The organism is Nocardioidaceae bacterium SCSIO 66511, assembly GCA_023100825.1.
Taxonomy (GTDB): domain Bacteria; phylum Actinomycetota; class Actinomycetes; order Propionibacteriales; family Nocardioidaceae; genus Solicola.
In genome coordinates, this window is record CP095846.1 from 2,088,424 (window position 1) to 2,115,344 (window position 26,921).

A 26,921-nucleotide genomic window follows, 5' to 3' on the forward strand; every position below is an offset into this window, starting at 1 on the left:
TTACCGCGTGTCGTCGCCATCTGTCTCCGATAGTCCGTTCCTCGCCGCCTGCAGGCGCGAGAGTCCCGCGCACGTTCCCGTGTGGTTCATGCGCCAAGCGGGCCGCTCGCTTCCCGAGTACCGAGCCGTACGCGAGGGCGTGCCGATGCTCGAGGCGTGCGCGACACCCGACCTGATCGTCGAGATCACGATGCAGCCGGTGCGCCGGTACGGCGTCGACGCGGCGATCTTCTTCTCCGACATCGTGGTCCCGCTCAAGGCGATCGGGGTCGACCTCGACATCGTCCCCGGCACCGGTCCGATGGTCGAGCGGCCGATCCGCAGCGAGGGCGAGCTGTCGCAGCTACGTGACCTCGTACCCGACGACGTGCCCTACATCAGCGAGGCCGTGACGGCGCTCGCCGGCGAGCTGGGCGGTACCCCGCTGATCGGCTTCGCCGGAGCACCCTTCACCCTCGCCTCGTACCTGATCGAGGGCGGCCCGTCGCGCGACCACCGGCGTACGAAGGCCCTCATGTACGCCGAACCACAGCTGTGGCACGCGTTGCTCGGACAGCTCGCCCGCATCGCTGCGGCCTTCCTGCGGGTCCAGATCGAAGCCGGCGCGAGTGCCGTGCAGCTGTTCGACTCGTGGGCTGGTGCGCTGTCGCCGGAGGACTACCGGACGTACGTCCAGCCGCACTCGGCCGCAGTGCTGGCCTCGGTCGCCGACCTGGGCGTACCCCGCATCCACTTCGGCGTCGGCACGGGTGAGCTCCTCGCCGATATGGGTGATGCCGGCGCGGAGGTGGTCGGCGTCGACTGGCGGGTTCCGCTCGACCAGGCGACGCGACGGATCGGTCCCGAACGAGCCGTCCAGGGCAACATCGACCCGACCTTGGTGTTCGCGCCGACCGAGGTCATGACCGATGCGGCGGCACGCGTACTCGATGCGGGTGCGGCCGCGCCGGGCCACGTCTTCAACCTCGGTCACGGCGTATTACCGCAGACCGATCCGGACGCGTTGTCCAGGCTCGTCGACTTCGTGCACTCGTACGAACCCGCGACGGGTCGCGCATGAGTCAGCCCGCACGACCGAGGATCGCCGTCGTCGGCGCGGGCATTGCGGGCGCCGCTGCGGCCGAGGAGCTGAGCGTCCTGCTCCCCGATGCGGAGTTGCTCGTCCTCGAGTCGAGCGATCGGCTCGGCGGCAAGCTGCATCGGGTCGAACTCGCCGGCGCAACCGTCGACGTGGGCGCGGAGTCGATGCTTGCACGGCGCCCGGAGGCGCTCGACCTCGCGACGAGAGTCGGCCTTCGCGACGCGATCATCCACCCCGTCACGACCAAGGCCGCACTGTGGACCCGTGGGTCTCTGCGCCCGCTCCCACCGACCGTGATGGGCGTACCCGCCGATGTCGATGCGCTCGCCGAGAGCGGGGTCATCTCGCGCGTGGGCATGATCCGCGCCGTCGTACCGCGCCGGCGCACTCCGCTGACCGCGGATGTGTCCGTCGGCGACTATGTCGCGGCGCAGCTCGGCGACGAGGTCTGCGACCGACTGTTGGAGCCGCTGCTCGGCGGGGTGTACGCGGGCCACGCGCGTTCGTTGTCGCTGCTGGCCGCCGCACCGCAGATCGCCGCACTCGCCGACCGAGACGGGTCGTTGATCGAGGCGGCCGCGCAGGCCCGACGCGAGAAGCCGGACCCTGGCGGTCAGGTGTTCGCCGGGCTTCGTGGGGGAGTCGGTCAGCTCGCGCCCGCCGCACTCGAGTCGTCGGGCGCAACGGTCCGTCGCCGCGCGACCGTACGAGAGCTTCGCCGGTCTCCGCGCGGGTGGCAGCTGACGGTGGGACCGACCACCGATGTCGAAGTGATCGACGCCGACGCCGTCGTCCTCGCGACTCCCGCAGCGCCGTCGGCTCGGCTGCTGTCAGGCATCGCAGAGGCGGCCTCGACCGAGCTCGCGTCGCTCGAGTACGCCAGCATGGCGATCGTGTCTTTGGCCGTGCCACGGGCCGCGATCGACGGCCTCCCGCACTCGTCGGGATTCCTGGTGCCGCCCGTCGACGGTCGGGTGATCAAGGCCGCGACTCTCTCTTCGCGTAAATGGGGCTGGGTCGACGAGGCGAGCGGCGATCTTGTCGTCCTGCGCGCGTCGGTCGGGCGGGCGGGTGAGGCAGAGCTCCTGCAGCGTGCCGACGACGAGCTGGTCTCGCTCGCGGTCGCCGACCTTCGCGCCGCCGTCGGCCTACGCGGCGAGCCGGTCGACTCACATGTCCAGCGGTGGGGCGGAGCGCTGCCGCAGTACGCGGTCGGCCACCTCGACCTCGTCCGCCGAGTCGAGGAGTCGATCGCTGCCGTGCCGGGTCTCGAGGTCGCCGGAGCCGCGTACTCCGGCGTCGGTATACCCGCCGTGATCGCTACCGCGCGTCGGGCGGCCGAGCGAGTGGCGAACCACCTACGTTCGCGCACCGGCGCAAGGGAGACAATGGAGCCATGACCCGAGCAGCGAACGCCGGCAAACGCGCCAAGGAGATCAACGACACGATCCGCTACACGATGTGGTCGGTGTTCCGGCTACGCGAGCAGATCGGCGAGGGGGAGCGGGCCTGGCTCGCGCAGCCCGTCGAGGAGTTGTTCGAGCAGCTCGAGCGCAAGGACGTCACGATCCGCGGCACGTACGACGTGAGCGGCCTTCGCGCCGACGCCGATCTGATGATCTGGTGGCATTCGGAGTCCTCGGACTCGCTGCAGGACGCGTACAACCAGTTCCGCTCGACCGGGCTCGGCCAGCGGATGGACGCGGTCTGGTCGCAGCTCGCCGTGCACCGCCCGGCGGAGTTCAACAAATCGCACGTACCCGCCTTCATGGCCGACGAGGAGTCACGCGCGTACCTGTGCGTCTACCCGTTCGTACGGTCCTACGAGTGGTACCTGCTGCCCGACGACGAACGCCGCGACATGTTGCGCGAGCACGGCATGCAGGCTCGCGACTACCCGGACGTACGCGCCAACACGGTGCCTGCGTTCGCACTCGGCGACTACGAGTGGATCCTGGCCTTCGAGGCCGATGAGCTCTATCGGTTGTCGGACCTGATGCGTGAGCTGCGTGCCAGCCGGGCGCGCCGCCACGTGCGTGAGGAGATCCCGTTCTACACCGGTCGCCGCCGCCCGATCGGCGAGATCGTGCAGTCGATGCCGTAGGTCGCGTCGGCTTCAGCGCTTCTTACGGGCGAACACTCGCCGCCTCGGCGCTCGTCGCTGTCGGCTTCCCGTCCAACTTCGGTACGAGTACCCGCCCGCCCCGCTGGCTTCGCTGTCGGCCTTCCCTGCGTGGTCGGACGGGCTAAAGACGCGGCGACGCGGGAGCCGCAAGTACGGGGCTCGGTTTGCTTGCCGGCTTTCCCGATTCGGTGGCCCATGCGGGCCGGTGGTGGTCGTTCACCAAGTAAACATGGTGAAACTCCACTCTGCATGGCAGATTCGCCGTGCAGAGTGGCAGGTTGCCGTGCCCGCTGGTACGCCGGAGGCCACCGTGGGAGGAGTTCACTCACGCGCGCCGTCCGCCGTCGCTATGGACCGCCGCCGATGAGTTTCGCCGCTGATCGTCGTCTGTCGTTCGTACGCATCGACGAGCACCAGGAGTCAGCATGACCGCGATCTACACCTTCGACGTGTTCTCCAGCCTCGACGGGTTCGGCTCCGTCAGCGGCGGTGACTGGAGCGGTTACTGGGGCAAACAGGGTCCGGAGCTGCTCGACCACCGCCTGGCGCTGTACGACGAACCACAGCGCATGGTCTTCGGCGCCAGCACGTACCGGGCTTTCGCGCAGATGCTCGCCGAGAGCACCGACGACTCCGACGTACGCGACCCGTGGGTCACGCGGATGCGTCATCTCCCTGCAACGGTCGTTTCGAACACGCTCGAGGAGCCGCTCGACTGGCCCGACGCAACCGTCGTTCCCGGCGACGCCGTCGACGTGGTCGCCCGGCTGAAAGCGGAGTCCGCGGTGCCGTTGCGCTCGCACGGCAGCTTGTCCATGAACCGCGCGCTTATGGCTGCCGGTCTGGTCGATCGTGTTCAGGTGACGGTGTTCCCGGTGATCACTGGCGAGAACGGATCCGAACCGGTGTTCGCGGGCGCTGCCGATTTCGACCTGGACCTGATCGAGACACGCACGTTGGACGGGCGCACCCAGCAACTCATCTACCGGCCCAGCCTGCACGGTTGAGCCTGGGCGCAACGCAGAGATCGAGGAAGCTCATGACCAGAGTCATCGCAGAACAGACCATCTCGGCAGACGGCTACGCTGCCGGACTGAACCAGTCGGAGGAGCGCCCCTTCGGCGACGACGCCGGCGATGGGTGGGGCAACCGGCTGCACGCGTGGATGTTCGACGACGGCGAGGAGAACGCCGCCGAGGTCGAACGGATCAATGCCGCGGGAGCGGTTGTCATGGGGCGGAACATGTTCGGTCCGGTACGCGGGGAGTGGGATCGGCAGTGGAACGGCTGGTGGGGCGACAACCCGCCGTTCCACGCCCCGGTCTTCGTACTCACCCACCATCCGCGCGATCCGCAGCCGATGGAGGGTGGCACCACGTACTACTTCGTCACTGACGGCATCGAGTCGGCGCTGTCACAGGCGCGCGAGGCGGCGGGCGACGCCGACGTCTCGATCCACGGCGGTGCGAGCACCATCAACCAGTATCTCGCCGCCGCCCTCGTCGACGAGCTGCGGCTGCACGTCGTGCCGGTCACGATGGGTGCGGGAGTGCGCATCTTCGACGGTGTACCACCGCTGAGCCTGCGGCAGCTGGACTCGCGGGTCGCGAGCTCGGTGACGCATCTGAGCTACCAGGTGCTGCCCTGATCGTACGAGGCAGAGCTACGCCGACGGATTGAGCCGCAGCGCCACGCCGTTGATGCAGTAGCGCTGGTCGGTCGGCGTCTGGTGCCCCTCACCCTCGAAGACATGGCCAAGATGGGAGCCGCAGTTCGCGCAGCGCACCTCGACGCGCTTCATGCCGAGCGAGTTGTCCTCGATGTACTCGACCCGATCTTCGGCGAGCGGCGTCCAGAATGCCGGCCAGCCGCAATGCGCATCGAACTTCGTCTCGCTGGAGAACAGCTCCGCGCCGCAGCCGCGGCATGCGTAAACGCCGACAGTTTCATCGGTCTCGTACGGGCTGCTGAACGGGCGCTCGGTGCCGGAGTTACGGAGTACGTCGTACTCCTGCGGGCTCAGCTCGGAACGCCATTCGTCATCGGTCTTGGTCACGTCGTACGCCATGCTTCCAGCGTACGACCGCACCGAAGGGGCGCTACATTCCGTCGACGCCCTCGCCGGCTCCGGCGCTCTGCTCATCGAGCGTCTCGTGCTCCAGCAGATGCAGGCACGGCACCTCGAGCTTGCGTCGCGCGCGCGAGGTCCAGTCGAGGTGGAAGAACTCGGAGACGACATGCGGCTCGGTCAGCACGATCGCCTCGCTGCCGTCGACCTTCTTGATCAGTGACGCCAACGCGCGTACCGGATCTTCGCGGGTGAGCTGGGCGGTGGTCTGCTGCCGGCGCTGCTGCAGCAGGGCGACGCTTGCGTCGAGTTCCTGCTGCGCGGTGTTGTCGATGCTCTCCTGGATCATCTCGACCTCGCTGGAGTCCGGCGAGACCACCGGGACGAGTTCGGGGCCGCCGAGGGCGCCGAGAGAGGTGGTGAGCTGACCGGCGGCATCCTCGACCGGCATCACCAGGTGATAGCGGACGGGCTCGTCGAGTGCTTCGTGTAGGGCGACGACCTGATCGGCGTCGACCTCGGTGAGCTGATGCTCGATCAGGAGTGCGACGTTGTACATCGGGAATCCCTCTCTCCTCGGAGGCGTCCCCCGTACCCTAACTTTACCCCTCGCCGCCCGCCGAACCGAGCACTTCCGCCAAGTCGAAGGACACGACCTCCTCGAGCTGGGCGTACGTGCACGACGTCGGCTCCCGGTCGGTGCGCCAGCGCTTGAACTGCGTGGTGTGCCGGAACCTCGTGCCTTCGAGGTGGTCGTACCCCACCTCGGCGACGAGACGGGGTTCGAGGGGTACGAACGACAGGTCTTTACCGGCGTTCCAGCGACTCTCGCCGCCCGGTCGGCGATCTCCGGTCTCCGGGTCGTCGCCGGCGTAGGCGCCCCACGGATGCTCCGACATCGGAATGCGGAGCCGGTCGAGCTGCGGCACCATCTCGGCGCGCACCTCGGCGCGGAATGATGCGCTGACGCCGACATGCTGGAGCACGCCCTTGTCGTTGTAAAGACCGAGCAGTAGCGAGCCGAGCAGCGGCTTCTCAGGTGTCGACGTCTTGTGCAGCCGGTATCCCGCGACAACGACGTCGGCAGTACGTGTGTGCTTGATCTTCAGCATGCTGCGTTCGCCCGGCGCGTACGTAGAACCGAGGAGCTTGGCCACGACACCATCGAGGCCGGCGCCCTCGAACTGGTCGAACCACACGTTCGCCTCGTTCTCGTCCTGCGTCACAGGCGTCAGGTGCAGCGGCGCTTCGACCGATGCAAACGCGTCGATGAGCCGCTCGCGCCGGTCTGCGTACGCGACCCCGAGCAGATCGTCGTCGCCTTCGGCGAGCAGGTCGAATGCGACGTACGAAGCGGGTGTCTGTTCTGCGAGCAGGTTGACCCGTGACTCCGCCGGATGGATCCGGTTCAGCAGATGCTCGAACTCCAGGCGGCCGTTGTCGACGATGACGGCCTCGCCGTCGAGCACGCACCTGCTGGGCAGCGCCGATTCCGCGATCGCGCGGGCGACCTCCGGGAAGTAGCGCGTGAGCGGTTTGGTCGACCGTGCGTACAGTTCGACGGAGTCCTCATCGCGAAACACGACGCAGCGGAAACCGTCCCACTTCGGCTCGTACGCGTAGCTGCCGCCCGGGATCCGGGTGACCGACTTCGCGAGCATCGGTTTGAGCGGGGGCTGGAGCGGCAACGTCATGAGGTCCTCCGGTTGCGTACGTAGCGGGCGAGGAGGACGTCGTCCTCATAGAGCAGATGTCCGAGGGTCAGCGCCCGGTCGACCGTCTGCGAGCCGACGCTGATCCGAGTCGCGCCGTCGGCTGCCAGCCGCGGGGCGACGGTCAGGCACAGCTCATCGACCACATCTGCCTCGATCAGCGCGCCGAACAACGACGGGCCACCTTCACACAGGATTCGGTTCAGGCCGCGTTCGGACAAGGCCGCGGGGACCGCCGCGAGGTCGGTCTCGTCGTAGCCGGCAACGATCACATCGCAGTGTTCGCGTAGCGACTCGACTCGTTCGGCCGGTGCGCTGCCGGCGGTGACGACAAGGGTCGGCGCGGCCGTGGATCCGCGATGCACAAGGGGCTTCGGCACATCCAGGGAAGCCGACACCACTGCGATCTGGGGGAGCGGTGCCAACCCGAGAGACTCGCGGAGCTCGCCGTCGACCTCATCGGGACGGACCGGTTCGTACCCTTCGTGGCGGGTCGTGCCGGCCCCGACGAGGATCACATCCGCCAGGCTGCGCAGTAGAGCGAAGACGCTTCTGTCGACGGCCGGGGAGATGCTCGCCGACAGACCGTTCGCGCCGGTTGCGGCGCCGTCGACCGTCGATACGAAGTTGGCGCGGAGCCAGGTTCGGCCCTCGGGATACGCGTACGCATCGATGAGTCCGGCCTTGTCCGGGACCGGCGAGATGAACGACATACCCCGATCCTGCCATTGACCGCCCCCGGGCCCGCATGTTCGACGAGAAGCGGCAGGCGTGTCTCGTACCGAACGTGCCGGACCGGGGACGTCGGGGTGCGACGATCAAGCGGGGATGGGCACCAGGTCGACCGCACCGACTGCGTAACGCGCGAGTACGACGCGGGCGATCTCCTCGTCGACCCCGAGCGGCGCCGACACCGCGACCGCGCCGGCTTCGAGCGCGAGCTCGGCCGCGCGGTCGGGCAGGAAGCCCGGCGCGAGGAACATCGAACCGACCGCGATGTGCCGCCTGCCGTCGGCTCGGAATGCGCGTACGGCCTCACCCGTCGCCGGGGGAGCAGCGGTCGCGAATGCGGCGACCGCCGGCAGGTTATGGCGCACGCCCCAGGTACGGGCCGCACGTTGCATCGCCTGGTTCGCGGCCGAGTCGCTGGAGCCTGCGGCCGCGAGGACCAACGCGTCCAGCTCGCGTACGCGAGCCTCGGCCAGAGCCGTACGAAGGCGCTTGTCGAGCAGGTCGAACAGCGCCGCTTCGACGCCGAGAACGTCGGTCGCATGTACCCGGAGATCCGGGTGCCGAGTCGTCGCCGACGCGATCACTGCGGGGATGTCGACCTTCGCGTGGTACGCATCGCTGATCAGCAGCGGCACGATCACGATCTCGTCGTACCCCTCGGCGTACAACCGGTCGATCACATCGCCGGCGAGCGGATCGGACAGCTCCAGGAAGGCCGGTTCGACTCGCAGGTCGGGACGCATCCGCGCGACCTCGTTCGTGAGTGCTGTGATGGTTGCGGCTGAGCGCGGGTCTCGGCTCCCGTGTGCGAGAGCGACCAGTGCCGGTGCGGTCACTGTGTATTCCTCCTCTGCGGATGGTCGTTGTTGTTCTTGTTCATCAGTGAGCGGCGGGTCATGCGTGTATCCCGCATTCGGTCTTCGAGCGCCCCGCCCAACGCCCGCTGCGGACTTCGGCGCCGGCCTCGACTCGCTGCGTGCACGGCCAGCATCCGATCGACGGGTAGCCGTCGTACTGCAGCGGATTGACGAGCACGCCGTTCTCCTGGATGTAGCGGTCGACGTCATCGGACGTCCAGCGGGCGAGCGGCGACACCTTCACTTTCTGCTTGCCGGCATCCCACCCGACGACGGGAGTGATGACTCGGTTGTGGGTCTCCTCACGGCGTAGCCCGGTCGCCCATGCCTCGTACGAGCCGAGCGCCTGCTGCAGCGGCTGCACCTTGCGGAGGAAGCAGCAGCGATCCGGACTGGACGCGAACAGATCCTTGCCCTCACTGGCATCCTGCGCGGCGACGCTCTGCTCCGGCTCGACCGTGATCAGGTTGACCGGCATCGTCGCCGCCACCGCGTCACGCGTACCGATCGTCTCGGCGAAGTGGTAGCCCGTGTCGAGAAACACGACGTCGATGCCGGGCGCGACCTTCGAGGCGATGTCGATCAGCACAGCGTCGGCCATCGACGACGTGACGCAGAATCGCTTGCCGAACGTCTCGACCGCCCACTGGACGATGATGGACGCGGGCGCGAGCTCCAGCTCGGCACCGGCGACCGTCGCGATGTCGCGGAGCTCGTCCGCGCTGCGACGGTCGACGCCGATATCGGTGATCGTCATGCCGATGCACCTCCCTGTGTGTACGTACCGGAGAGCAGCCCCACGAAGCGCAGACCGAATGCCCGCATGCAGGAGCGGCACTCCCACTCGCCGTGCTTCTCACCGTGTGGGCGAAGGTCTTCGTCGCCGCAGTACGGGCAATGGAACGGAACGGCGCGCCTGCTCATCTCAGCACCGCCTCGTCGGCGCGCCCGACCCATTGGGCGAACAGCTCACCGTCTTCGCGCTCGGCGAGGTACGTACGCGTGAGCCGCTCGACGTAGTCGGCCAGGCCGTCGCCGGTGACCTTGTGCGCGCGCAGCTTGCGGCCGAATCCCGCTTCGAGTCCGAGTGCACCGCCGAGGTGCACCTGGAAGCCCTCGACCTGCTCGCCGTTCTCATTGACGACCAGCTGGCCCTTGAGGCCGATGTCGGCGGTCTGGATCCGCGCGCAGGAGTTCGGGCAGCCGTTGACGTTCACGCTGATCGGGGTGTCGAGCTCCGGTACGCGGCGCTCGAGTTCGTCGATCAGCTCGGCGGCACGGTCCTTGGTGTTGATGATCGCGAGCTTGCAGAACTCGATGCCCGTGCAGGCCATGGTGTTTCGGCGCCAGGCCGACGGCCGCGCGTACAGGCCGAGGTGCTCGAGCGCTCCGATGAGTGACTCGACGCGATCCTCTTCGATGTCGAGGATCAGCAGCTTCTGGTGCGCGGTCGTTCGTACGCGACCGCTGCCGTGCTGCTCCACGACGTCGGCGACCTTGGCCAGCAGCGAACCCGACACCCGGCCGACGGTCAGCGCGGCGCCGACGTAGTAACGGCCGTCCTGCTGCTTGTGCACCCCGACGTGGTCGCCCGGTGTGTGCGGTGCCGGCGCCTCCGGTCCGTCCGCGAGCGGGCGGCCGAGATACTCGGTCTCGAGTACGTCGCGGAAGCGCTGCACGCCCCAGTCGGCGAGTAGGAACTTCAACCGGGCACGCGTACGCAGCCGACGGTAGCCGTAGTCGCGGAAGATACCGGTGACGCCTGCCCACACCTCCGGGACGTCCTCGAGCGGAACCCAGACACCGAGCCGCTGGGCGAGCATCGGGTTGGTGGACAGGCCACCACCGACCCAGAGGTCGAAACCGGGTCCGTAGTCGGGGTGCTCGACGCCGACGAAGGCGATGTCGTTGATCTGCGGCACCGTGTCGTGGCTCGGATGGCCGCTGATCGCGGTCTTGTACTTGCGCGGGAGGTTGGAGAACTCCTTGCTACCGATGTAGCGGCGTTCGATCTCCTCGACCGCCCACGTGCCGTCGATGATCTCGTCGGCGGCGATACCGGCGACGGGGCTGCCGAGGATGACGCGCGGGCAGTCACCGCACGCCTCCTGCGTGGTCAGGCCGACCGCCTCCAGCTTGCTCCAGATGGTGGGGACGTCCTCGATGCGTACCCAGTGCAGCTGAATGTTCTGCCGGTCGGTCAGGTCGGCGGTGTCACGGCCGTACGTGGTCGACAGTTCGGCGATGGTACGGAGCTGGCCGAGATCGAGTTGGCCGCCGTCGATGCGTACGCGGAGCATGAAGTAGCTGTCCTCGAGCTCCTCGGGCTCCAGCGTCGCGGTCTTACCGCCGTCGATGCCGGGGCGGCGCTGGGTGTAGAGGCCCCACCAGCGGAAGCGTCCACGCAGGTCGACGGGGTCGATCGACGCGAAGCCGCCGTGCGCGTAGATGTTCTCGATCCGGGCGCGGACGTTGAGTGCGTCGTCGTCCTTCTTGACCTGTTCGTTGGAGTTCAGCGGCTCGCGGTAACCGAGAGCCCACTGTCCGCTGCCTTTCTGGGCTTTGCGTGGCTTCGCGTTACGTACCGGAGCGTCGGTCGTCGTGGTCATGGAGCGCGTCCTTCGAGCTGGTGGACACGCGGGGCTCGGGCGTCAGAGGTTCATTCGGCGCTGAACGAAGAGGCAGCCCGGCGACCGCGTGCCCGAGGGGAGTTCGGGCGGGTCAGACCGGGCGACACATCATGCTGCGCACACGACCGAGGTCGACGTGACGTCGAACCACCAGGTGTGTGGAAACCGCAGCGAGCATGGCAAGAAGTCTCGGCGACGGGAGCGCCACCTGACAAACACTGATCTTACTATTTGGACTTTGCGCCCGAATAGTAAGATCGTGTTCGATGGAGACGTGGATCGTCGCAGGTCAGCGTCTTGCACAGGCTGAGCCGTGCGACGCCGATCACAGCCGTGGAGCGGCCCGTTTCAGTCCGCTTCGGTGAGGTGGGCGCGAAGTGCCGCGCTCAGTGGAGTGGGCTCACGGCCGATCAGATCGGCGAGGGCGGGGTTCACTGTTGCGAACTCCTTGGCCCGGCTGGCCATGAAGATGCCGATGAACTGTCGGGCGTACTCGGCGGGGACGCCGTTCTCGATCAGACGCTCCGAGAAGGTGTCGTCCGGTTCTGTCGTGCGCACGCACGGGCGTCCGGTGGCCCCGGTGGCGATCCGGGACACATCGTCGAAAGTGAATGCTTCCCCGGCCGTCAGTGGGGGAGTTGGGCCATTGAAGCGGCCCTCGTCGGCGAGGATCGCGGCGGCGGCGTCGGCAAGATCGGCGTGTGTCGTCCAGCTCACCGGTCCATCGGCGGGAAGTGTGAGCTGCCCCGACACCCATGCCCGGTCGAAGAACTGCAGCGCGCTATCGGTGTAGAAGCCGTTGCGCAGGGCGGTGAACGGTACGCCGCAGGTACGCAGGATCTCCTCGGTGGCGGCGTGGTCGCGGCACGCCTGGAAGTGTGATGCCGCGTCCGCGCCCATCTGGCTGGTGTAGAGGATCCGGCGAGCGCCTGCCGCGACGGCGGCGTCGATGGCGGCACGGTGCTGCTCGACGCACTCGGTGCCGAGCTTGTCGACCGAGATGATGAGCACCTGGGTGGCGCCCTCGAAGGCGTGGGTCAGGCTCGCGGCGTCGGTGAAGTCGCCCCGGCGAATGCGTATCCCACGGTCGACGAGCGCCTGAGCCTTCTGTGGCTCACGGACGCTGACGCCGATCTCGCTCGCCGGGATCAGGGTCTGAAGTCGTTCGACGATTCGGCTTCCGAGTTTGCCGGTCGCTCCGGTCACGATGATCATTGAGTTCTCCATTGTTCCAATGGAAACGAAAGATTGGTATCAGTGATAGTAACACCGGAATCGCTCATGCAGTAGCATCGATTCATGATCACCCCACCACGTACGGCACCCGCAGGGCGCGACGAGACCCGGCGGCGCGTGATCGACGCCGCGATCGACCTGCTCGACCGCGACGGGCGCGATGCGGTCACCACCCGCGCTGTTGCCGATGCCGCCGGGGTGCAGGCCCCGGCCATCTATCGCCTGTTCGGTGACAAGGACGGTCTGCTCGACGCAGTGGCCGAGCACGGGTTCGCCACTTTCGTGGCCTCGAAGAACGTCGACCCGGACCCGGACGACCAGATTGCAGACCTGCGAGCGGGCTGGGACCTCGCAGTCGAGTTCGGTCTGTCGAACCCGGCGCTGTACACCCTGATGTACGCCGAGCCGAGGCGCGAGTCGCCGGCCACCAAGGCGGGCATGGAGATTCTGATGGGCCGAATCCGACGACTTGCCGTCGGCGGTTGGCTGCGTGTCGACGAACGGCTCGCGGCCCAGATCATCCATGCAACGGCGCGCGGTGCGGTACTCACCTGGCTGTCACTGCCCGAAGACAGCCGGGATCCTGCGCTCCTGGCAACGCTGCGCGAGGCGATGGTTGCGGCCATCACGACCGAGGATCCGGTCGTCGGCGAGGCGACTCCGTCTGCGGCCGCGCAGGCGTTTCGCGCCAGCCTGCCCGACCAGACGCCGCTCAGCGACGGTGAGCGGCGGTTGTTGACGGAATGGCTGGACCGACTGGCGGCCGACCCCAGCTCCACGCAGTGACCAGGACGAAGGTGGACGATCCGTTCGCGCAGCGTCACGGTGAGATGCGACGTCCCGTCGATAACAGCCGTGCGTCGAGCGTCGGTGGGGCTAGGGCGAAATTCGGATGCGCCGTCGCGTACGGCGACGTAGCGTTCACCACGTCGACCAGAACCGATAGAGGAGGTGGGGGACATGGCCGAGCTGAAGCGATCGAACCACGCACCTTCCCACCGCCGCCGTCGCGCCTGACGCCACGCGGACTCACAGAAAGCCTCTCGATGCACGATTCAGTCGATTCTGCGTACCCTCATGCCCTCATCCACCTTGGTTGGGACGACCGCTGGGCCGCCATGCTCGGTGAGACTTCGCTGCGGCCGGCCCGCATCACTCGGGTCGACCGCGGGCTCTACGGCGTACACGCGGCTGACGGCCCAGGACGGCACGGGCTCGGCCCGAACCTGCTCGAAGCGACAGCCCACGACCCGGTCGACGGGCCCTGCGTCGGTGACTGGGTCACCTTGCGGGACTGGTCCGACGATCGCGTCACCATCGACGCCGTGCTGCCCCGGCGCACCGTATTGGTACGCGCCCAGGTCGGCGGCACCTCCCGAGACCAGGCCCTTGCCGCGAACGTGACGACGACCGCGGTGGTCGCGGGTCTGGACCAGCAGCCGTCGATGACCAAGCTGGAGCGCCTCGTCGCACTGGCTTGGGAGAGCGGCGCGGCTCCGGTTGTCGTACTCACGAAGGCCGATCTCGCGCCCGATGCGGACGACGTCGCTGCCGATCTGATGGCCGTCGCGCCCGGTGTCGAGGTGATCTGCGCGAGCGTCGTCGACGGTCGCGGCCTCGACCGAGTACGCGAGCTGGCGGCCGAGGGCACGGTCGCTCTCGTCGGCTCGTCGGGTGCCGGGAAGTCGACGCTCATCAACGCGCTCGTGGGTGCCGAGATGCTCGACACCCGCACGATTCGCTCCGACGGTCGCGGCCGGCACACCTCCGTACGGCGCGAGCTCGTGGTGCTGCCGTCCGGCGGGTGCCTGATCGATACGCCGGGGGTACGCGGCGTCGGCCTGTCCGATAGCGGACACGGCCTTGCGGCGGCGTTCACCGACGTCGAGGACTTGATCGCACAGTGCCGATTCGCCGACTGCGGCCATGACACCGAGCCGGACTGCGCGATCCGGGCGGCGCTCGACGACGGGACGCTCGACGTACGCCGCTACGAGAGCTGGCAGAAGCTGCAGCGAGAGGTGGCGTGGATGGCGCGGCGCAAGGACGCCCGACTCCGTGCTGAGGAGCTCAAGCGCTGGAAGCAGCGTACGAAGAACAACCGATCGGCTCGCCGGGACTGACGCTCTATGCGTCCTGGATGCGTGCCCATCCGTGGTCCTGCTCCACCTCGTACGCGAGCTCGAGCAGCGTGCGCTCGTCGCCGTGTGCCGCGGAGAACTGCACGCCGATGGGCAGGCCGGCATCGGACATCGCCATCGGAAGTGACACCGCGGGGCCGCCGGTCGCGTTGTTCAGCGGCGTGAACGCGACGTAGCGCAGCAGTCGATCGAAGAGTTGCTCGAAGGGCTGCGCCGGCGACAGGTGGCCGAGCTGCGGTGTCGTATGTGCCAGAGTCGGCGACAGCACCACGTCGTAGTCGGCGAAGATCTGGGCGTACGCGTGCTCGGACTTGCGCAGCCGGTAGATGACTCCGGGCGTACGAAGCAGATGCCGGCGGAACTCCGCAGTCAGCCCGCGGGTGAGGTTGTCGGTACGTTTCGCATCGAAGTCGCGGCCGAGCGTGCGCCGCCCGGTCGCGCTGATCGCCGCAGCGAGCACGCCCCAGTAGTGCGCGAAGTCGTCGGCGAACTGCCGCTCGACCGGCATCGGCATCTCGACGACGTCATGGCCTGACGAGGTCAGTCGGCTCGCTGCTGCGGCAACGGCCCATCGGGTCTCGTCGTCGGTCGCGTGCCCGGTCACGGACTCGGTCAGGACCCCGACCCGCAGTCGGCGCGAGGACGGGCCGACGACCAGGCCGATACGCGGGAACCGCGGGTTCGCGTACACCTTTTCGGCGCCGGCGAGGAAGTGTGCGGTGTCTCGGACGCTGCGGCTGACGATGCCCTCGCTCACGATCTTCACCGGTGCGCCGGCCGAGAACGCCTCCGAGCGCGTACGCCCTCGGGTCGGTTTGAGGCCGACGAGCCCGCAGGCCGCGGCGGGGATCCGGATGGACCCGCCGCCGTCGTTCGCATGCGCGATGGGCAGCGCGCCCGAAGCGACCAGCGCCGCAGACCCGCCGGATGAGGCGCCGGGGGAGTAGGCGGTGTTCCACGGGTTGCGCGTCGGCGGAGCATCGGCGAACTCGGTCGATGCGTTGAACCCGAACTCGGGTAGCCGACTCTTGCCGACACCGATCAGGCCCTGCGCGAGCAACTGGCGTACGAAGTCTCCGTCGTCGGCTGCCGGCTGTGGCGTGAACGCGGACGACCCCTGCCCGGTCGGGAGCCCGGCGCGGTCGGAGTTGTCCTTGATGATCGTGGGTACGCCCGCGAACGGTCCGGTGTGCTGGTCGACGGCCGATTTGCGGGCTCGATCGAAGTCGGAGACGACGACGGCGTTCAGCTCCGGCTCGACCTTCTCGATGCGTGCGATGGCGGCCTCGATGGCCTCCAGCGAGCTGATCTGGCCGTCGCGGATCCGGGCTGCGACTCCTACTGCGTCATCATCGCCGAGCGCATCGTCGCTGAATGCGTGCACATGGGTCGCCATCGGCTGCCTCTCGCCTCGTCATCGGGTACAGCCCGCAGCGTACCAATCGGTAACTTCTGTCGTCGTCCCTGAAGCGCTGGCAACGACGGGTCACAGCGACGGTCGTACCAGCCCGTCGGCGACCGACGCCGCCGCGTTCAGATGCTCCGCGAGCCGGCGCGACTCGTCGGCGGTCAGTTCGCCGCTGCGATCTTCGAGCGAGATCCACACCGCGGGCAGCATCGTGCCGTCGTCGAACTCCGACGCACCGGCTTCGACGCGTACGGCGCCGGTGCCGTCTCGTGGCACCGACGGCCAGGTGGCGGCGAGGTGTTCGCGTACGTACCCCGAGTCGACGGCCGACCACCGATGTTCGGGTGTGTCTTGGCGAATGCAGAACTGCGGGCACGGCGTGTTGTCGGGCGCGGCCTGGCCGTCGTTCATCGATTCCTCTCGCAGGTGGCGCCAATTGCGGTGAGTCGCGAATCCGCCGGGCTCAGAGACTCGGCCGGGTTCGCATTCAGCAGTATGGCGCTCGGGCGCGTACCTTGCCCGACGACGCGCGGTAGTCGATCGAACCGATCGGGTGACGGAGAGCGACGAGGATGAAGTGACCTCAGAAGTTGTTGCTGGTGGGCGATACAAGAATTGAACTTGTGACCTCTTCCGTGTCAAGGAAGCGCGCTACCACTGCGCCAATCGCCCGTGCCCCGGTCGTACCGGGATCGAGGTGGAGACGGGATTCGAACCCGTGTACACGGCTTTGCAGGCCGTTGCCTCGCCTCTCGGCCACTCCACCAGATAGTGCTTGGGAGGTGGGCCTGCATGACCCGCTCCGAGCGGACGACGGGATTCGAACCCGCGACCCTCACCTTGGCAAGGTGATGCTCTACCACTGAGCCACGTCCGCATGCGCTCCAAGAACAGTCTCTTTGGAGGCGTTCGAAACCTTAGCCGATCGCGACCGTCGAGACCAAACCGGGGCGGCTTGGGTAGCGTGTCGACCATGCGCGTGTGGATCAACGGCCGACTGCTCGACCGTAGCGATGAGCCCGCCGTCAGCGTTCTCGACCACGGGATCACGGTCGGAGACGGCGTGTTCGAGACGGCTCAGATCGTCGACGGTCAAGCGTTCGCCTTGACGCGCCATCTCGATCGGCTGACCACTTCGGCGCTCGGCCTCGGGCTCGCGCCGCCCGATACCGAGGCTGTACGCGCAGGTGCGAAGGCGGTCATCGAGGCCCAGGAGATCCCGTACGGAGCATTGCGGATCACGGTGACGGCCGGGATCGGCCCGCTCGGGTCGGCTCGGCTGGACAGCGAGCAGACGGTCATCGTCGCCGCGCAGCCGATCAAGCGCCCCGGGCCCACGACTGCGATCGTCACTGTGCCGTGGCCGCGTAACGAGCGCGGCGTTCTCGCCGGCCTCAAGACCACGTCGTACGCCGAGAACGCGCTGCTCGTGTCGCGTGCGCGAGCCGAAGGCGCGACGGAGGCGGTCATGCCCAACACCGTCGGCGAGCTCTGCGAGGGGACGGGATCGAACGTGTTCTACGTACTCGACGGCACGCTCGTCACGCCGACGCTCGCCTCCGGGTGCCTGGCCGGCATCACCCGGGCGCTGGTCACGGAGTGGTGCGATGTCGTCGAGCGCGACGACACGATCGACGTGCTGCACACCGCCGACGAGGTCTTCCTGACCAGTTCGACGCGCGCGGTGTTGCCGGTGCATGCGGTCGACCATCGTTCGCTCGATGCGCCCGGACCCATCACCCGAGACGTCCTCGAGACATGGGAGCGCAGGGTCAAGGACGACGTCGACCCGTGATTTCAGCGCGCCGGCCGGGTGCGTTAAGGTTGCGACGCTAAGGGGCGATTGGCGCAGTGGTAGCGCGCTTCGTTCACACCGAAGAGGTCACTGGTTCGAACCCAGTATCGCCCACCCTTGTCTGCGCATTGGCGGATTTGCCCGCCGAAGTACGTTGTCCTGCCAGTACGGCGGCTCCTATTGGCCCGACCGCGTACCTCGGCGGTTGATGCGTCGCCATGATCTGAGCGATATCGCGCGGCGGGGACCGCACGGCGCGATGATAGGAGCGCGGGTACGCCACAGTGGATCGACCCGTACCGGAGGCGTACGTGTCGAGACTCAAGCGATTCGTGACCGGTCCGCCGGGCCGGACCATCGGTTCTCTGGTGTGTGCGCTGCTCGTCCTTTACGGCTTCCCGACCGAGCTCGCCTTCCGGCGCGACGCCGTCGGGCTGGTCTGTCTCGTCGTCGGCACGGTCGGCATGTCGTGGCTCGTCGCCGTGCAGATCCAGCGCATGACCGCACAGAAGAACCGTCCGAGCAGACGGCTGGGCGGGGTACTCAGCCTGATCGCCATCGCAACGTGCTTCTTCGCGCTCACGTACTACTTGATAGAGGTCAACGCACCGCGGCAGTTCGACGGTCTCTCCACGCGGACCGATGCGTTGTACTACGCGGTCGTCACGCTCGGCACCGTTGGGTACGGCGACGTGCACGCCGTCGGCCAGATCGCTCGCATCGCGACAATGGTGCAGGTTGTCTTCAACCTGATCGTGATCGGCGCGCTGCTCGCAGTGTCGTCGTCACTGCTGGCCGAGCGACTCAGCAGACGCGACTAGCGGGCGTTAGCGTTCGCACATGGCAGAGAACGTGGACGACTCGTCCGACGACGGCGAGTTCTGGCTCTGGGTCGAGGTGTTCCTGGCCGGCTGCCTCGCGTTCCTGATGTTCGACGCGCTAGCAGTCTCGCGGGGCTGGATGAGCGAGGAACCACTTTCGTGGGGACAGGCTCAGGTGGCGCTGGGCGGCGTGCTCCTGGTGTGGCAAGGCCGCAAGGCGATGCGTGCCGCGCGCAAGATTCGCGCTCGTCGGGCCGAGTAACTGAGCGGCTACGGCGCAGGGCACTAGCCCGGGATCGCCCGGTACGTGAGCGCCGCGACGCCATCGTCGTACGTGGTGGCGCTCGTGGGTTCGAGGCCGGGAATGGCGTCGATCTGGTCGTACCAGCACCTGCCCTTCGAGACGACCGGATAGACGAAGAAGCGATACTCGTCGACGAGTCCGAGACGTACGAAGGTCTGCGCCAGTGTCGCCCCGCCGGACAGGTGGATGTCGCCACCGGGCTGCGCGGTCAGGTCGGCGACGAACGCGCGGATGTCGTCGTCGCCACGGACCCGGACCCCCTCGGCGTTGGTCCAGCCGAGGTCACCCGTTTCTGCGGACGAGAAGACGTACTTGTCTGACGGGCGAACATCGACATCGAGGGGCATCGTTGCTCCGCGGTACGTGGTCACAGCGTATCCGGCTCCGCGGAGGCGGCCGACGTTTCACAACGCGGTGGGCACCGCGAAAGTCGGGTGCCGATAGCATCGACGCGTCGATACCGTGGCGGATGCGGAAGCATTCGGCGTCCGCCTCAGCCATCCGAAGGAGAAGCCGTGTCCGAGCTGAACGTCATCGTGATCGCCGCCGCCGAGCGAGCCGAGCGCACGGTGACGACGGGCACGAAGGCGTGGGAGCTGTTCGCCGATGATCCGGAGATCATTGCGGCTCGCGTCGACGACGACCTACGCGACCTTTCGTACGAGCTGCGCGACGGTGACACCGTCGAAGGCGTTGCGATCGACAGCCCCGACGGGCTCGACATCCTGCGCCACTCGACGGCCCACGTGATGGCGCAGGCTGTGCAGGATCTCTACCCCGAAGCCAAGCTCGGCATCGGCCCGCCCGTCGAGAACGGCTTCTACTACGACTTCGACGTCGCCGAGCCGTTCACACCCGACGATCTCGCCAAGATCGAGACCCGCATGCGCAAGATCGTCAAGGAGGGTCAGAAGTTCGCGCGTCGCGACATCTCCGACGACGACGCGCGCGAGGAGCTGTCCGACGAGCCCTACAAGCTCGAGCTGATCGGGCTGAAGAGCACCGCGGGCGACGCAGCCGAAGGAGCCAGCGTCGAGGTCGGCGAAGGCGGCCTCACGATGTACGACAACCTCAAGCGCGACGGCGAGCTCGCCTGGACCGACCTGTGTCGTGGTCCGCATCTGCCCACCACCAAGCGCATCCCGGCGTTCAAGCTGATGCGGGTCGCCGCCGCGTACTGGCGGGGCAACGAGAACAACAAGCAGCTCCAGCGCATCTATGGCACCGCGTGGCCGAGCAAGGACGCTCTTGCCGACTACTTGCACCGGCTCGAGGAGGCGGAGCGCCGCGACCACCGAAGGCTCGGCCGCGAGCTCGATCTGTTCAGCTTCCCCGACGAGCTGGGCTCGGGGCTGCCGGTCTTCCACCCGAAGGGCGGTGTGCTCAAGCGGGAGATGGAGGACTACGTCCGTCGGCGGCACATCGAGGAGGGCTTCGAGTACGTAGGTACGCCGCACATCACCAAGGAAGGCCTCTTCGAGACCTCCGGGCATCTGTCGCACTTCGACCACGGGATGTACCCCCCGATGGAGCTGGAGGGCGTCAACTACCGCCTGAAGGCGATGAACTGCCCGATGCACAACCTGATCTACCGCTCCCGCGGCCGGTCGTACCGTGAGCTGCCGCTGCGGTTGTTCGAGTTCGGTTCCGTCTACCGGTACGAGAAGTCGGGCGTCGTGCACGGGCTCACCCGCGTACGCGGCATGACCCAGGACGACTCGCATTCGTACGTGACCGCCGAGCAGGCCCCCGACGAGATCAAGCATCTGCTGAGTTTCGTGCTCGGGCTGCTCAAGGACTTCGGGCTCGACGATTTCTACCTCGAGCTGTCGACTCGCGACGACAAGGGCAAGTTCATCGGCTCCGACGAGGAGTGGGCGGTCGCGACCAAGGTTCTCGAGGACGTCGCGAAGGAGACCGGGCTCGAGCTCGTACCCGACCCAGGTGGGGCCGCGTACTACGGGCCGAAGATCTCTGTGCAGTGTCGCGACGCGATCGGACGGTCCTGGCAGCTGTCGACGATCCAGTACGACTTCAACCAGCCCGAGCGGTTCGAGCTCGAGTACACCGCCGCAGACGGCTCGCATCAACGCCCGGTGATGATCCACTCCGCGAAGTTCGGCTCGATCGAGCGGTTCATCGGCGTACTGACCGAGCACTACGCGGGTGCGTTCCCTCCGTGGCTGGCGCCGGTTCAGGTCGTCGGCATCCCGATCGCCGAGCGGCACGTCGACTACCTGTACGACGTCGCAGCCCGCCTGAAAAAGCGCGGCATCCGCGTCGAGATCGATGAGTCCGATGACCGGATGCAGAAGAAGATCCGCAATGCACAGCTGCAGAAGGTGCCGTACATGCTGATCGCCGGCGACAAGGACGTCGAGGCGGGGGCGGTTTCGTTCCGATACCTCTCCGGTGAGCAGGACAACGGCGTTGCCGTCGATGAGGCGGTCGAGCGCATCGCGACGGCCGTCGCGGAGCGGGCCTCAGCGTGACACACGAAGAGCCCGATCTGGAGCACCGCGAAGGCGTCGGCATGCCCGACCGACTGCAGCGGCTCTGGACCCCGCATCGGATGGCCTACATCAAGGGCGCATCCGAAGACGGCGCCGATGAGGAATGTCCGTTCTGCCGGATCCCGAAGCTGTCCGACGACGACGGGCTCATCCTGCATCGCGGGCAGTCGATGTACGCGGTACTCAACCTGCATCCGTACAACCCTGGTCACCTGATGGTGCTCCCGTACCGCCACATCGCCGACCTCGAAGATCTCGACGACGAGGAGGCGCGGGAGCTCACATCGCTTACGCAACAAGCGATCCGAGCGATCAAGCAGGCATCTGCTCCGCACGGCTTCAACGTCGGCCTCAACCTCGGTGGTGTTGCGGGCGGGTCGCTGTCGGAGCACCTGCATCAGCACGTCGTACCCAGGTGGTCCGGTGACGCCAACTTCATCACCATCACCGCTCAGACGAAGGTGATTCCGCAGTTGCTGTCGCAGACCCGAGAGATCCTGGTGGAGGCCTGGCCCGATGCTTGAGCGGTTCCGGAGCTTCTTCACCGCCGTCTTCCGTCCGATCGCCGACCTGTTGCTGCGGATGGGCGTCAGCCCCAACACCGTGACCTTCGTCGGCACGCTCGGCGTATGTGCGGGCTCCCTCGGATTCTTCCCGCGGGGCGAGCTTTTGATCGGCGTACTCGTCGTCACGGCGTTCGTCTTCTCCGACCTCATCGACGGCTACATGGCGCGTTCGTCGGGCCAGACCAGCGTCTGGGGCTCGTTCCTTGACTCCACCCTCGACCGGGTCGGCGACGCCGCGGTGTTCGGCGGCCTGACGCTGTGGTTCGCGTGGGGCGGGGACAACAAGGTCCTCGCGTGCGTCGCCCTGTGGTGTCTCGTCATGGGTGCCGTCACCTCGTACGCCCGCGCGAAGGCCGAGAGCCTCGGCATGCAGGCCAAGGGCGGCATCGCCGAGCGGTCCGACCGGTTGGTGTTGATCCTGGTGATGACGGGGTTCTCCGACATCTTCGATCTGGAGCTGCTGCTCGCGATCGCGCTGTGGCTGCTGGCAGCGGCAAGTGCCGTGACCGTCGTGCAGCGGATGATCATGGTCCGCCGCCAAGCCCTCGCCGAATGAGGACGGACTGGGCGTACCGGCTCGGCTGGAGCGTCGCCTGCCGGCTGCCCGAGTCAGTCGTACACGTGGCATTGGACCAGGTCGCCGACCAGCTGTGGCGGCAACGCGGCAAGGGCGTACGCCGACTCGAGAGCAACCTCGCGCACGCGGTCGCTCCGGAGGTCGCCGCCGACGAGAGCGCCGTGCGGGAGCTGGGGCGCCGGGCGATGCGCTCGTACCTGCGTTACTGGGGTGAGGTTTTCCGCCTGTCACGTTGGTCGCACGATGACATCTTCGCCGGCGTCGAAGTGGAGAACTTCCATCTGCTCCGGGATGCACACGAGGCCGGCCGCGGAGTCGTCGGTGCGCTGCCGCATATGGGCAACTGGGAGCTGGCCGGCGCCTGGTCGTGTGCGATGGGCATCCCGCTGACCGCGGTCGCCGAGCGGTTGCACCCGGAGAGCCTCTACCAGGACTTCGTCGCGTTCCGCGAGAGCCTCGGCATGGAGATCGTTCCGATCAACGGCGGTCCGCCGGTCATGCCGTTGCTCGTCGAGCGGCTCGAAGCCGGCGGATTCGTCTGCCTGCTGTCCGATCGCGACCTCTCCCGCAACGGCATCGAGGTGGAGCTACTCGGGGCACCAGCTCGTGTCCCGCAGGGCCCGGCGTTGCTTGCTCGGCGTACGGGCTCGCTGTTGATCCCGATCACGAGCACGTACGACGATGGACTGATGAGGCTGCGGCTGCACGATCCGGTGCCCGAGACCGACGCGCCGACGATGATGCAGGGCGTCGCCGACGCGTTCGGCGATGCGATCCGAGCGCGTCCGGTCGACTGGCACATGTTGCAGCGGGTCTTCGTGTCGGACCTGGATGAGTGAGCGGTCATGAGAATCGGCATGGTGTGCCCCTACTCGCTTGCCGTGCCCGGTGGAGTCCAGAACCATGTGCAGGACCTGACCGGATCGTTGCTCGCCTCCGGCCATGAGGTGTCGGTGCTTGCACCTGCCGATGACGGCGCGGTCGTACCCGACCACGTCGCGTCCGCCGGGCGGGCCGTTCCTGTGCACTACAACGGAGCGGTCGCGAGGCTCGCGTTCGGACCGGTGGCGATGAGGCGTACGCGACGCTGGATTCGCGACGGTGACTTCGACCTGCTCCACATTCACGAGCCCACCGTGCCGAGCGTCTCCATGATCTCGCTCGGGATGTCGGCATGCCCGGTGGTCGCGACCACGCACAACGCGACACCGAGGCTGCGGGCGATGGCGGTGTCCGAGCCCGTACTGCGTCCGGCGCTGGAGAAGATCAGTGCGCGCATCGCGGTGTCGGAGCATGCGAAGCGGTTCATCGACGAGCACACCGGGGGAGAGGCCGTCATCATCCCGAACGGCCTGTACGCCGAGCATTTCACCGGCCCGCGTACGAACGACCCGGACGAGCCCACGATCGTCTTCCTCGGCCGCTACGACGAGCCGCGCAAGGGTCTCACGGTGCTGTTCGAGGCGATGGGCGACATCCTCGCTGCGCGACCCGACGTGCGCGTGATCGTCGCCGGTGTCGGACACGAGGCCGAGGCGCGATCGCGACTGCCGGGTCACCTCGGGTCGCGGGTGAGGTTCGTCGGGCCGATCGACGACGAGGAGAAAGCGAAACTACTACGCGGAGCCGACCTGTACGTCGCCCCCAACACCGGCGGCGAGAGCTTCGGCATCGTGCTGATCGAGGCGATGGCCGCGGGTGCGCCGGTGGTCGCGAGCGATCTGCCTGCGTTCGCGACGGTCCTGGAGGACGGCCGACTCGGCCGGTTGTTCCACAACGGTGATCCGAAGTCGCTCGCCCGAACTGTGGTCGACGTACTTGCCGATCCGGATGCCGAGGCGAGGGCGAAGCTCGCTGCGGACGCCGTGTGGAAGTACGACTGGAGCGTCGTCACTCGCTCGATCGTGCGCGTGTACGACGCCGTCGTCGGGCAGACGGGGAGCACGCCATGACGGAGCTGAGCTGGATCCTTGCGGCGTTGCTCGTCATCGGCGTCGTCGCCGTGTTTCTGTCGTGGACGGCGGGCCGCCTCGACCGGATGCACATCCGGCTCACGACGGCACATGCGTCGTTGGACCGCCAGCTGATCGACAGGTCGTCTACCGTGCGCGACTTCGCGGTCTCGGGGCTCGTCGACCCGGCAGCGACCCTCGTACTCGTGGAGGCCGCCGACAGCGCCCGCGCCGCGCCGCCGGCCGAGCGCGAAGACGCCGAGGGCGAGCTGTCGCGGCTCGTTCGTACCGTGTTGGGGCCGGCCGAGGAGGCCGACGATGTCTGGAACAGAGCCGACGAGCCACACCGCGAACTGTTGGCGGATCTGGTCGCGTCATGCGAGCGCGTGCGGTACGCGCATCGCTTCCACAACGACCTCGTCGAGCGTACGCAGGCGATGCGCCGGCGTCCGGTCGTACGCGTCTTCCGGCTCGCCGGCCGCGCACCATGGCCGCAGCCGTTCGTGTTCGACGACGCGGCACCCGAGGGCCTGACCCGGCTGGTCGGCCAGGCCGCTTCGGGCCGCGCGGGCTGAGCGCTGCCCGCGAATTACCACGGGCCCGTGGTAATTCGCGCCGCTACCCCGGCAAGTTTGCTCCGTAGCGGCGATAAATCACTGGGGAGCGGTGACCGCGTGGGTCGGACCTCCGCGTACGGACCGGTGTCTGGCGGCCGTACGATGGGAACCGGAGCCACTCACCCCGCAGAGAACCCGAGGAACACCCGTGACTGAAGCTGTGACCGCCCCCGAGCCCACCCACGACGTCGGCACCGCTCGCGTCAAGCGCGGCATGGCCGAGATGCTCAAGGGCGGCGTGATCATGGACGTCGTCGATGCCGAGCAGGCGAAGATCGCCGAGGATGCCGGCGCCGTTGCGGTGATGGCCTTGGAGCGCGTACCTGCCGATATCCGCTCGCAGGGCGGCGTCGCACGGATGAGTGATCCGGACCTGATCGACGGCATCGTCGAAGCCGTGTCGATCCCCGTGATGGCCAAGGCGCGCATCGGCCACTTCGTCGAGGCACAGGTGCTGCAGTCGCTCGGCGTCGACTACATCGACGAGTCCGAGGTGCTGACCCCGGCCGACTACGCGAACCACATCGACAAGTGGCAGTTCACGGTGCCGTTCGTATGCGGCGCGACGAACCTCGGCGAGGCACTCCGCCGCATCACCGAGGGGGCGGCGATGATCCGTTCCAAGGGCGAGGCAGGCACGGGTGACGTCTCGAACGCCACGACCCACATGCGCCAGATCCGCGCCGAGCTCCGCCGGCTCACCAGCCTGCCCGAGGACGAGCTCTATGTGGCCGCCAAGGAGCTGCAGGCGCCGTACGCGCTGGTCCAGGAGGTCGCTGCCGCGGGCAAGCTCCCTGTCGTGTTGTTCACCGCCGGCGGCATCGCGACGCCGGCCGACGCCGCGATGATGATGCAGCTCGGCGCCGAGGGTGTGTTCGTCGGTTCCGGCATCTTCAAGTCGGGCAACCCGGCGCAGCGTGCCGAGGCGATCGTCAAGGCGACGACCTTCCACGACGATCCCGATGTGATCGCCAAGGTCTCCCGTGGCCTCGGTGAGGCGATGGTCGGCATCAACGTCGACGACGTGCCCGAGCCGCACCGACTCGCCGAACGCGGTTGGTGACGCGGGCACCGGATGGGTTTCCGCAGCGTCCCGAAGCTGACGGTAGATGAGGAGCTTCGCGGGTTCGCACGCGTCGTCGTCCGGGCAGGTACGTACGACGACGAGCGTACGTACGCCGAGATCGTCGAGGCCGTACGCGCATCCGGCTCTGCCGAGCCGGAGGTCCGCGCCACGGCGTTGCTCGAGGAGGCGACCTCGGCGCTGAACCGTGATCAGACGTCGTGGCCAGACGTCACCGACTTCGACCGGCTGCAGGGCGTGTTCGCCGACCTCGACTCGCGCGGACTCCCGGTGCTGCAGGCGATCGAGGACCACTGGGTCGCGCAGGCCGAACTCGAGCGGCGCGCGCGTACGGGTCCGGCATGCCGGGGTGTCGTCTGGTTCACCGCACCCGACGTCTGGCACGCGGTCGACCACGGGATGCTGGAGCTGAACGTCTGGCATGCCGACTCCGCGAACGTCGCCGACGGCGATCCGCTCCTTGCCGAGGTGCTGGAGGCGCTTGCGACGGCGGGTTTCGACGCGCAGTTCGATGAGGGCCGCATCGAGGTCTCCGCTTCCTGGCACCGACGCCTCGGCACCTGACGTACGCCCTCCTCTTGAAGAGTTTGCGGACTTTTCAGTGCTGGCGCAGCGTACGAACACCGAAAAGTCCACAAACTCCGTCACGCGCCCGCGGATGGCTCGAAGTAGCCGCTCCGCATAGCCCTTTCGAGGCATCTT

At 67.6% G+C, this 26,921-nt stretch carries 30 protein-coding genes and 4 tRNA genes; 19 read left to right on the forward strand and 15 right to left on the reverse strand.

Annotated features, from left to right (window positions below; translation table 11 throughout):
- Positions 1 to 7: 7 nt before the first annotated feature.
- The 5 genes from hemE to MU582_09790 all read left to right on the forward strand — a co-directional run bounded on the left by hemE (position 8) and on the right by MU582_09790 (position 4,854).
- Entirely contained in the window at positions 8 to 1,060 is a 1,053-nt protein-coding gene (hemE, locus tag MU582_09770) for a uroporphyrinogen decarboxylase (protein UPK76909.1), read from the forward strand.
- On the forward strand, positions 1,057 to 2,481 hold the full coding sequence (gene hemG / locus MU582_09775) for a protoporphyrinogen oxidase (protein UPK76910.1): 1,425 nt from the start codon (positions 1,057 to 1,059) through the stop codon (positions 2,479 to 2,481). The genes hemE and hemG overlap by 4 nt, the downstream gene beginning before the upstream one ends.
- The gene (locus MU582_09780; GenBank protein UPK76911.1) at positions 2,478 to 3,185 is read left to right on the forward strand and encodes a chlorite dismutase family protein; all 708 of its coding nucleotides are present in this window, start codon (positions 2,478 to 2,480) and stop codon (positions 3,183 to 3,185) included. Before hemG ends, MU582_09780 begins: the two co-directional genes overlap by 4 nt.
- Before the next feature lie 446 nt (positions 3,186 to 3,631).
- The gene (locus MU582_09785) at positions 3,632 to 4,213 is read left to right on the forward strand and encodes a dihydrofolate reductase family protein (GenBank protein ID UPK76912.1); all 582 of its coding nucleotides are present in this window, start codon (positions 3,632 to 3,634) and stop codon (positions 4,211 to 4,213) included.
- Positions 4,214 to 4,245: 32 nt separating this feature from the next.
- On the forward strand, positions 4,246 to 4,854 hold the full coding sequence (locus MU582_09790; protein UPK76913.1) for a dihydrofolate reductase family protein: 609 nt from the start codon (positions 4,246 to 4,248) through the stop codon (positions 4,852 to 4,854).
- 15 nt (positions 4,855 to 4,869) lie between these two features.
- Here MU582_09790 and msrB read toward each other — a convergent pair whose 3' ends face one another.
- The 9 genes from msrB to MU582_09835 all read right to left on the reverse strand — a co-directional run bounded on the left by msrB (position 4,870) and on the right by MU582_09835 (position 12,420).
- Entirely contained in the window at positions 4,870 to 5,274 is a 405-nt protein-coding gene (msrB, locus tag MU582_09795; GenBank protein ID UPK76914.1) for a peptide-methionine (R)-S-oxide reductase MsrB, read from the reverse strand.
- 31 nt (positions 5,275 to 5,305) lie between these two features.
- Positions 5,306 to 5,833 carry a hypothetical protein gene (locus MU582_09800; protein UPK76915.1) on the reverse strand — a complete coding sequence of 176 codons (528 nt, stop codon included), beginning with the start codon at positions 5,831 to 5,833 and terminating at the stop codon, positions 5,306 to 5,308.
- 43 nt (positions 5,834 to 5,876) lie between these two features.
- The gene (locus MU582_09805) at positions 5,877 to 6,968 is read right to left on the reverse strand and encodes an ATP-dependent DNA ligase (GenBank protein ID UPK76916.1); all 1,092 of its coding nucleotides are present in this window, start codon (positions 6,966 to 6,968) and stop codon (positions 5,877 to 5,879) included.
- On the reverse strand, positions 6,965 to 7,699 hold the full coding sequence (locus tag MU582_09810; protein ID UPK76917.1) for a pyrimidine reductase family protein: 735 nt from the start codon (positions 7,697 to 7,699) through the stop codon (positions 6,965 to 6,967). Before MU582_09810 ends, MU582_09805 begins: the two co-directional genes overlap by 4 nt.
- Positions 7,700 to 7,804: 105 nt before the next feature.
- A complete protein-coding gene (locus MU582_09815) occupies positions 7,805 to 8,554 on the reverse strand; it encodes a sirohydrochlorin chelatase (protein ID UPK76918.1) in 750 nt (249 codons plus the stop codon).
- A gap of 58 nt (positions 8,555 to 8,612) precedes the next feature.
- Positions 8,613 to 9,332, reverse strand: a complete 720-nt coding sequence (locus tag MU582_09820; GenBank protein UPK76919.1) for a phosphoadenylyl-sulfate reductase — start codon at positions 9,330 to 9,332, stop codon at positions 8,613 to 8,615.
- Complete coding sequence (locus MU582_09825) at positions 9,329 to 9,499, reverse strand: hypothetical protein (GenBank protein ID UPK76920.1); 171 nt, start codon at positions 9,497 to 9,499, stop codon at positions 9,329 to 9,331. The genes MU582_09820 and MU582_09825 overlap by 4 nt, the downstream gene beginning before the upstream one ends.
- The gene (locus MU582_09830; protein ID UPK76921.1) at positions 9,496 to 11,184 is read right to left on the reverse strand and encodes a nitrite/sulfite reductase; all 1,689 of its coding nucleotides are present in this window, start codon (positions 11,182 to 11,184) and stop codon (positions 9,496 to 9,498) included. Before MU582_09830 ends, MU582_09825 begins: the two co-directional genes overlap by 4 nt.
- A gap of 369 nt (positions 11,185 to 11,553) precedes the next feature.
- Positions 11,554 to 12,420, reverse strand: a complete 867-nt coding sequence (locus tag MU582_09835) for an NAD(P)H-binding protein (GenBank protein UPK76922.1) — start codon at positions 12,418 to 12,420, stop codon at positions 11,554 to 11,556.
- 84 nt (positions 12,421 to 12,504) lie between these two features.
- Here MU582_09835 and MU582_09840 point away from each other — a divergent pair, with 84 nt between their 5' ends.
- Positions 12,505 to 13,227 carry a TetR/AcrR family transcriptional regulator gene (locus MU582_09840; protein ID UPK76923.1) on the forward strand — a complete coding sequence of 241 codons (723 nt, stop codon included), beginning with the start codon at positions 12,505 to 12,507 and terminating at the stop codon, positions 13,225 to 13,227.
- A 260-nt stretch (positions 13,228 to 13,487) separates the two neighbouring features.
- On the forward strand, positions 13,488 to 14,564 hold the full coding sequence (gene rsgA / locus MU582_09845) for a ribosome small subunit-dependent GTPase A (protein ID UPK76924.1): 1,077 nt from the start codon (positions 13,488 to 13,490) through the stop codon (positions 14,562 to 14,564).
- A 4-nt stretch (positions 14,565 to 14,568) separates the two neighbouring features.
- On the opposite strand, the gene MU582_09850 is transcribed toward rsgA, so the two are convergent.
- The 5 genes from MU582_09850 to MU582_09870 all read right to left on the reverse strand — a co-directional run bounded on the left by MU582_09850 (position 14,569) and on the right by MU582_09870 (position 16,867).
- A complete protein-coding gene (locus MU582_09850; GenBank protein UPK76925.1) occupies positions 14,569 to 15,978 on the reverse strand; it encodes an amidase in 1,410 nt (469 codons plus the stop codon).
- 90 nt (positions 15,979 to 16,068) lie between these two features.
- Positions 16,069 to 16,401 (reverse strand): hypothetical protein, encoded by a 333-nt coding sequence (locus MU582_09855; protein UPK76926.1) that lies wholly within the window; start codon positions 16,399 to 16,401, stop codon positions 16,069 to 16,071.
- A 186-nt stretch (positions 16,402 to 16,587) separates the two neighbouring features.
- Positions 16,588 to 16,662: transfer RNA gene (locus MU582_09860), tRNA-Val, on the reverse strand.
- A 23-nt stretch (positions 16,663 to 16,685) separates the two neighbouring features.
- Positions 16,686 to 16,756 (reverse strand) — tRNA-Cys (locus tag MU582_09865).
- A 39-nt stretch (positions 16,757 to 16,795) separates the two neighbouring features.
- Positions 16,796 to 16,867, reverse strand: a tRNA-Gly gene (locus MU582_09870).
- 96 nt (positions 16,868 to 16,963) lie between these two features.
- On the opposite strand from MU582_09870, the gene MU582_09875 reads away from it, so the two are divergent.
- The 4 genes from MU582_09875 to MU582_09890 all read left to right on the forward strand — a co-directional run bounded on the left by MU582_09875 (position 16,964) and on the right by MU582_09890 (position 18,868).
- Complete coding sequence (locus MU582_09875; protein UPK76927.1) at positions 16,964 to 17,785, forward strand: aminodeoxychorismate lyase; 822 nt, start codon at positions 16,964 to 16,966, stop codon at positions 17,783 to 17,785.
- Positions 17,786 to 17,827: 42 nt separating this feature from the next.
- Positions 17,828 to 17,899 (forward strand) — tRNA-Val (locus MU582_09880).
- Positions 17,900 to 18,096: 197 nt separating this feature from the next.
- Positions 18,097 to 18,606 (forward strand): potassium channel family protein, encoded by a 510-nt coding sequence (locus MU582_09885; protein ID UPK76928.1) that lies wholly within the window; start codon positions 18,097 to 18,099, stop codon positions 18,604 to 18,606.
- 19 nt (positions 18,607 to 18,625) lie between these two features.
- A complete protein-coding gene (locus tag MU582_09890) occupies positions 18,626 to 18,868 on the forward strand; it encodes a hypothetical protein (protein UPK76929.1) in 243 nt (80 codons plus the stop codon).
- A gap of 23 nt (positions 18,869 to 18,891) precedes the next feature.
- Here the strand turns inward: MU582_09890 and MU582_09895 are convergent, their stop codons facing one another.
- Complete coding sequence (locus MU582_09895; protein UPK76930.1) at positions 18,892 to 19,257, reverse strand: dihydrofolate reductase family protein; 366 nt, start codon at positions 19,255 to 19,257, stop codon at positions 18,892 to 18,894.
- A 168-nt stretch (positions 19,258 to 19,425) separates the two neighbouring features.
- On the opposite strand from MU582_09895, the gene thrS reads away from it, so the two are divergent.
- The 8 genes from thrS (at position 19,426) to MU582_09935 (ending at position 26,783) form a co-directional block, all read left to right on the forward strand.
- Complete coding sequence (gene thrS, locus MU582_09900) at positions 19,426 to 21,402, forward strand: threonine--tRNA ligase (GenBank protein UPK76931.1); 1,977 nt, start codon at positions 19,426 to 19,428, stop codon at positions 21,400 to 21,402.
- A 41-nt stretch (positions 21,403 to 21,443) separates the two neighbouring features.
- Positions 21,444 to 21,947 carry an HIT domain-containing protein gene (locus MU582_09905; protein UPK77140.1) on the forward strand — a complete coding sequence of 168 codons (504 nt, stop codon included), beginning with the start codon at positions 21,444 to 21,446 and terminating at the stop codon, positions 21,945 to 21,947.
- Entirely contained in the window at positions 21,940 to 22,545 is a 606-nt protein-coding gene (locus tag MU582_09910; GenBank protein ID UPK76932.1) for a CDP-alcohol phosphatidyltransferase family protein, read from the forward strand. The genes MU582_09905 and MU582_09910 overlap by 8 nt, the downstream gene beginning before the upstream one ends.
- On the forward strand, positions 22,542 to 23,405 hold the full coding sequence (locus tag MU582_09915) for a phosphatidylinositol mannoside acyltransferase (GenBank protein UPK76933.1): 864 nt from the start codon (positions 22,542 to 22,544) through the stop codon (positions 23,403 to 23,405). Before MU582_09910 ends, MU582_09915 begins: the two co-directional genes overlap by 4 nt.
- Before the next feature lie 6 nt (positions 23,406 to 23,411).
- Entirely contained in the window at positions 23,412 to 24,518 is a 1,107-nt protein-coding gene (locus MU582_09920; protein UPK76934.1) for a glycosyltransferase family 4 protein, read from the forward strand.
- Positions 24,515 to 25,093 (forward strand): hypothetical protein, encoded by a 579-nt coding sequence (locus MU582_09925; protein UPK76935.1) that lies wholly within the window; start codon positions 24,515 to 24,517, stop codon positions 25,091 to 25,093. Before MU582_09920 ends, MU582_09925 begins: the two co-directional genes overlap by 4 nt.
- Positions 25,094 to 25,349: 256 nt before the next feature.
- Positions 25,350 to 26,198, forward strand: a complete 849-nt coding sequence (gene pdxS / locus MU582_09930; GenBank protein UPK77141.1) for a pyridoxal 5'-phosphate synthase lyase subunit PdxS — start codon at positions 25,350 to 25,352, stop codon at positions 26,196 to 26,198.
- A gap of 12 nt (positions 26,199 to 26,210) precedes the next feature.
- The gene (locus MU582_09935; protein UPK76936.1) at positions 26,211 to 26,783 is read left to right on the forward strand and encodes a hypothetical protein; all 573 of its coding nucleotides are present in this window, start codon (positions 26,211 to 26,213) and stop codon (positions 26,781 to 26,783) included.
- Positions 26,784 to 26,921: the final 138 nt, after the last annotated feature.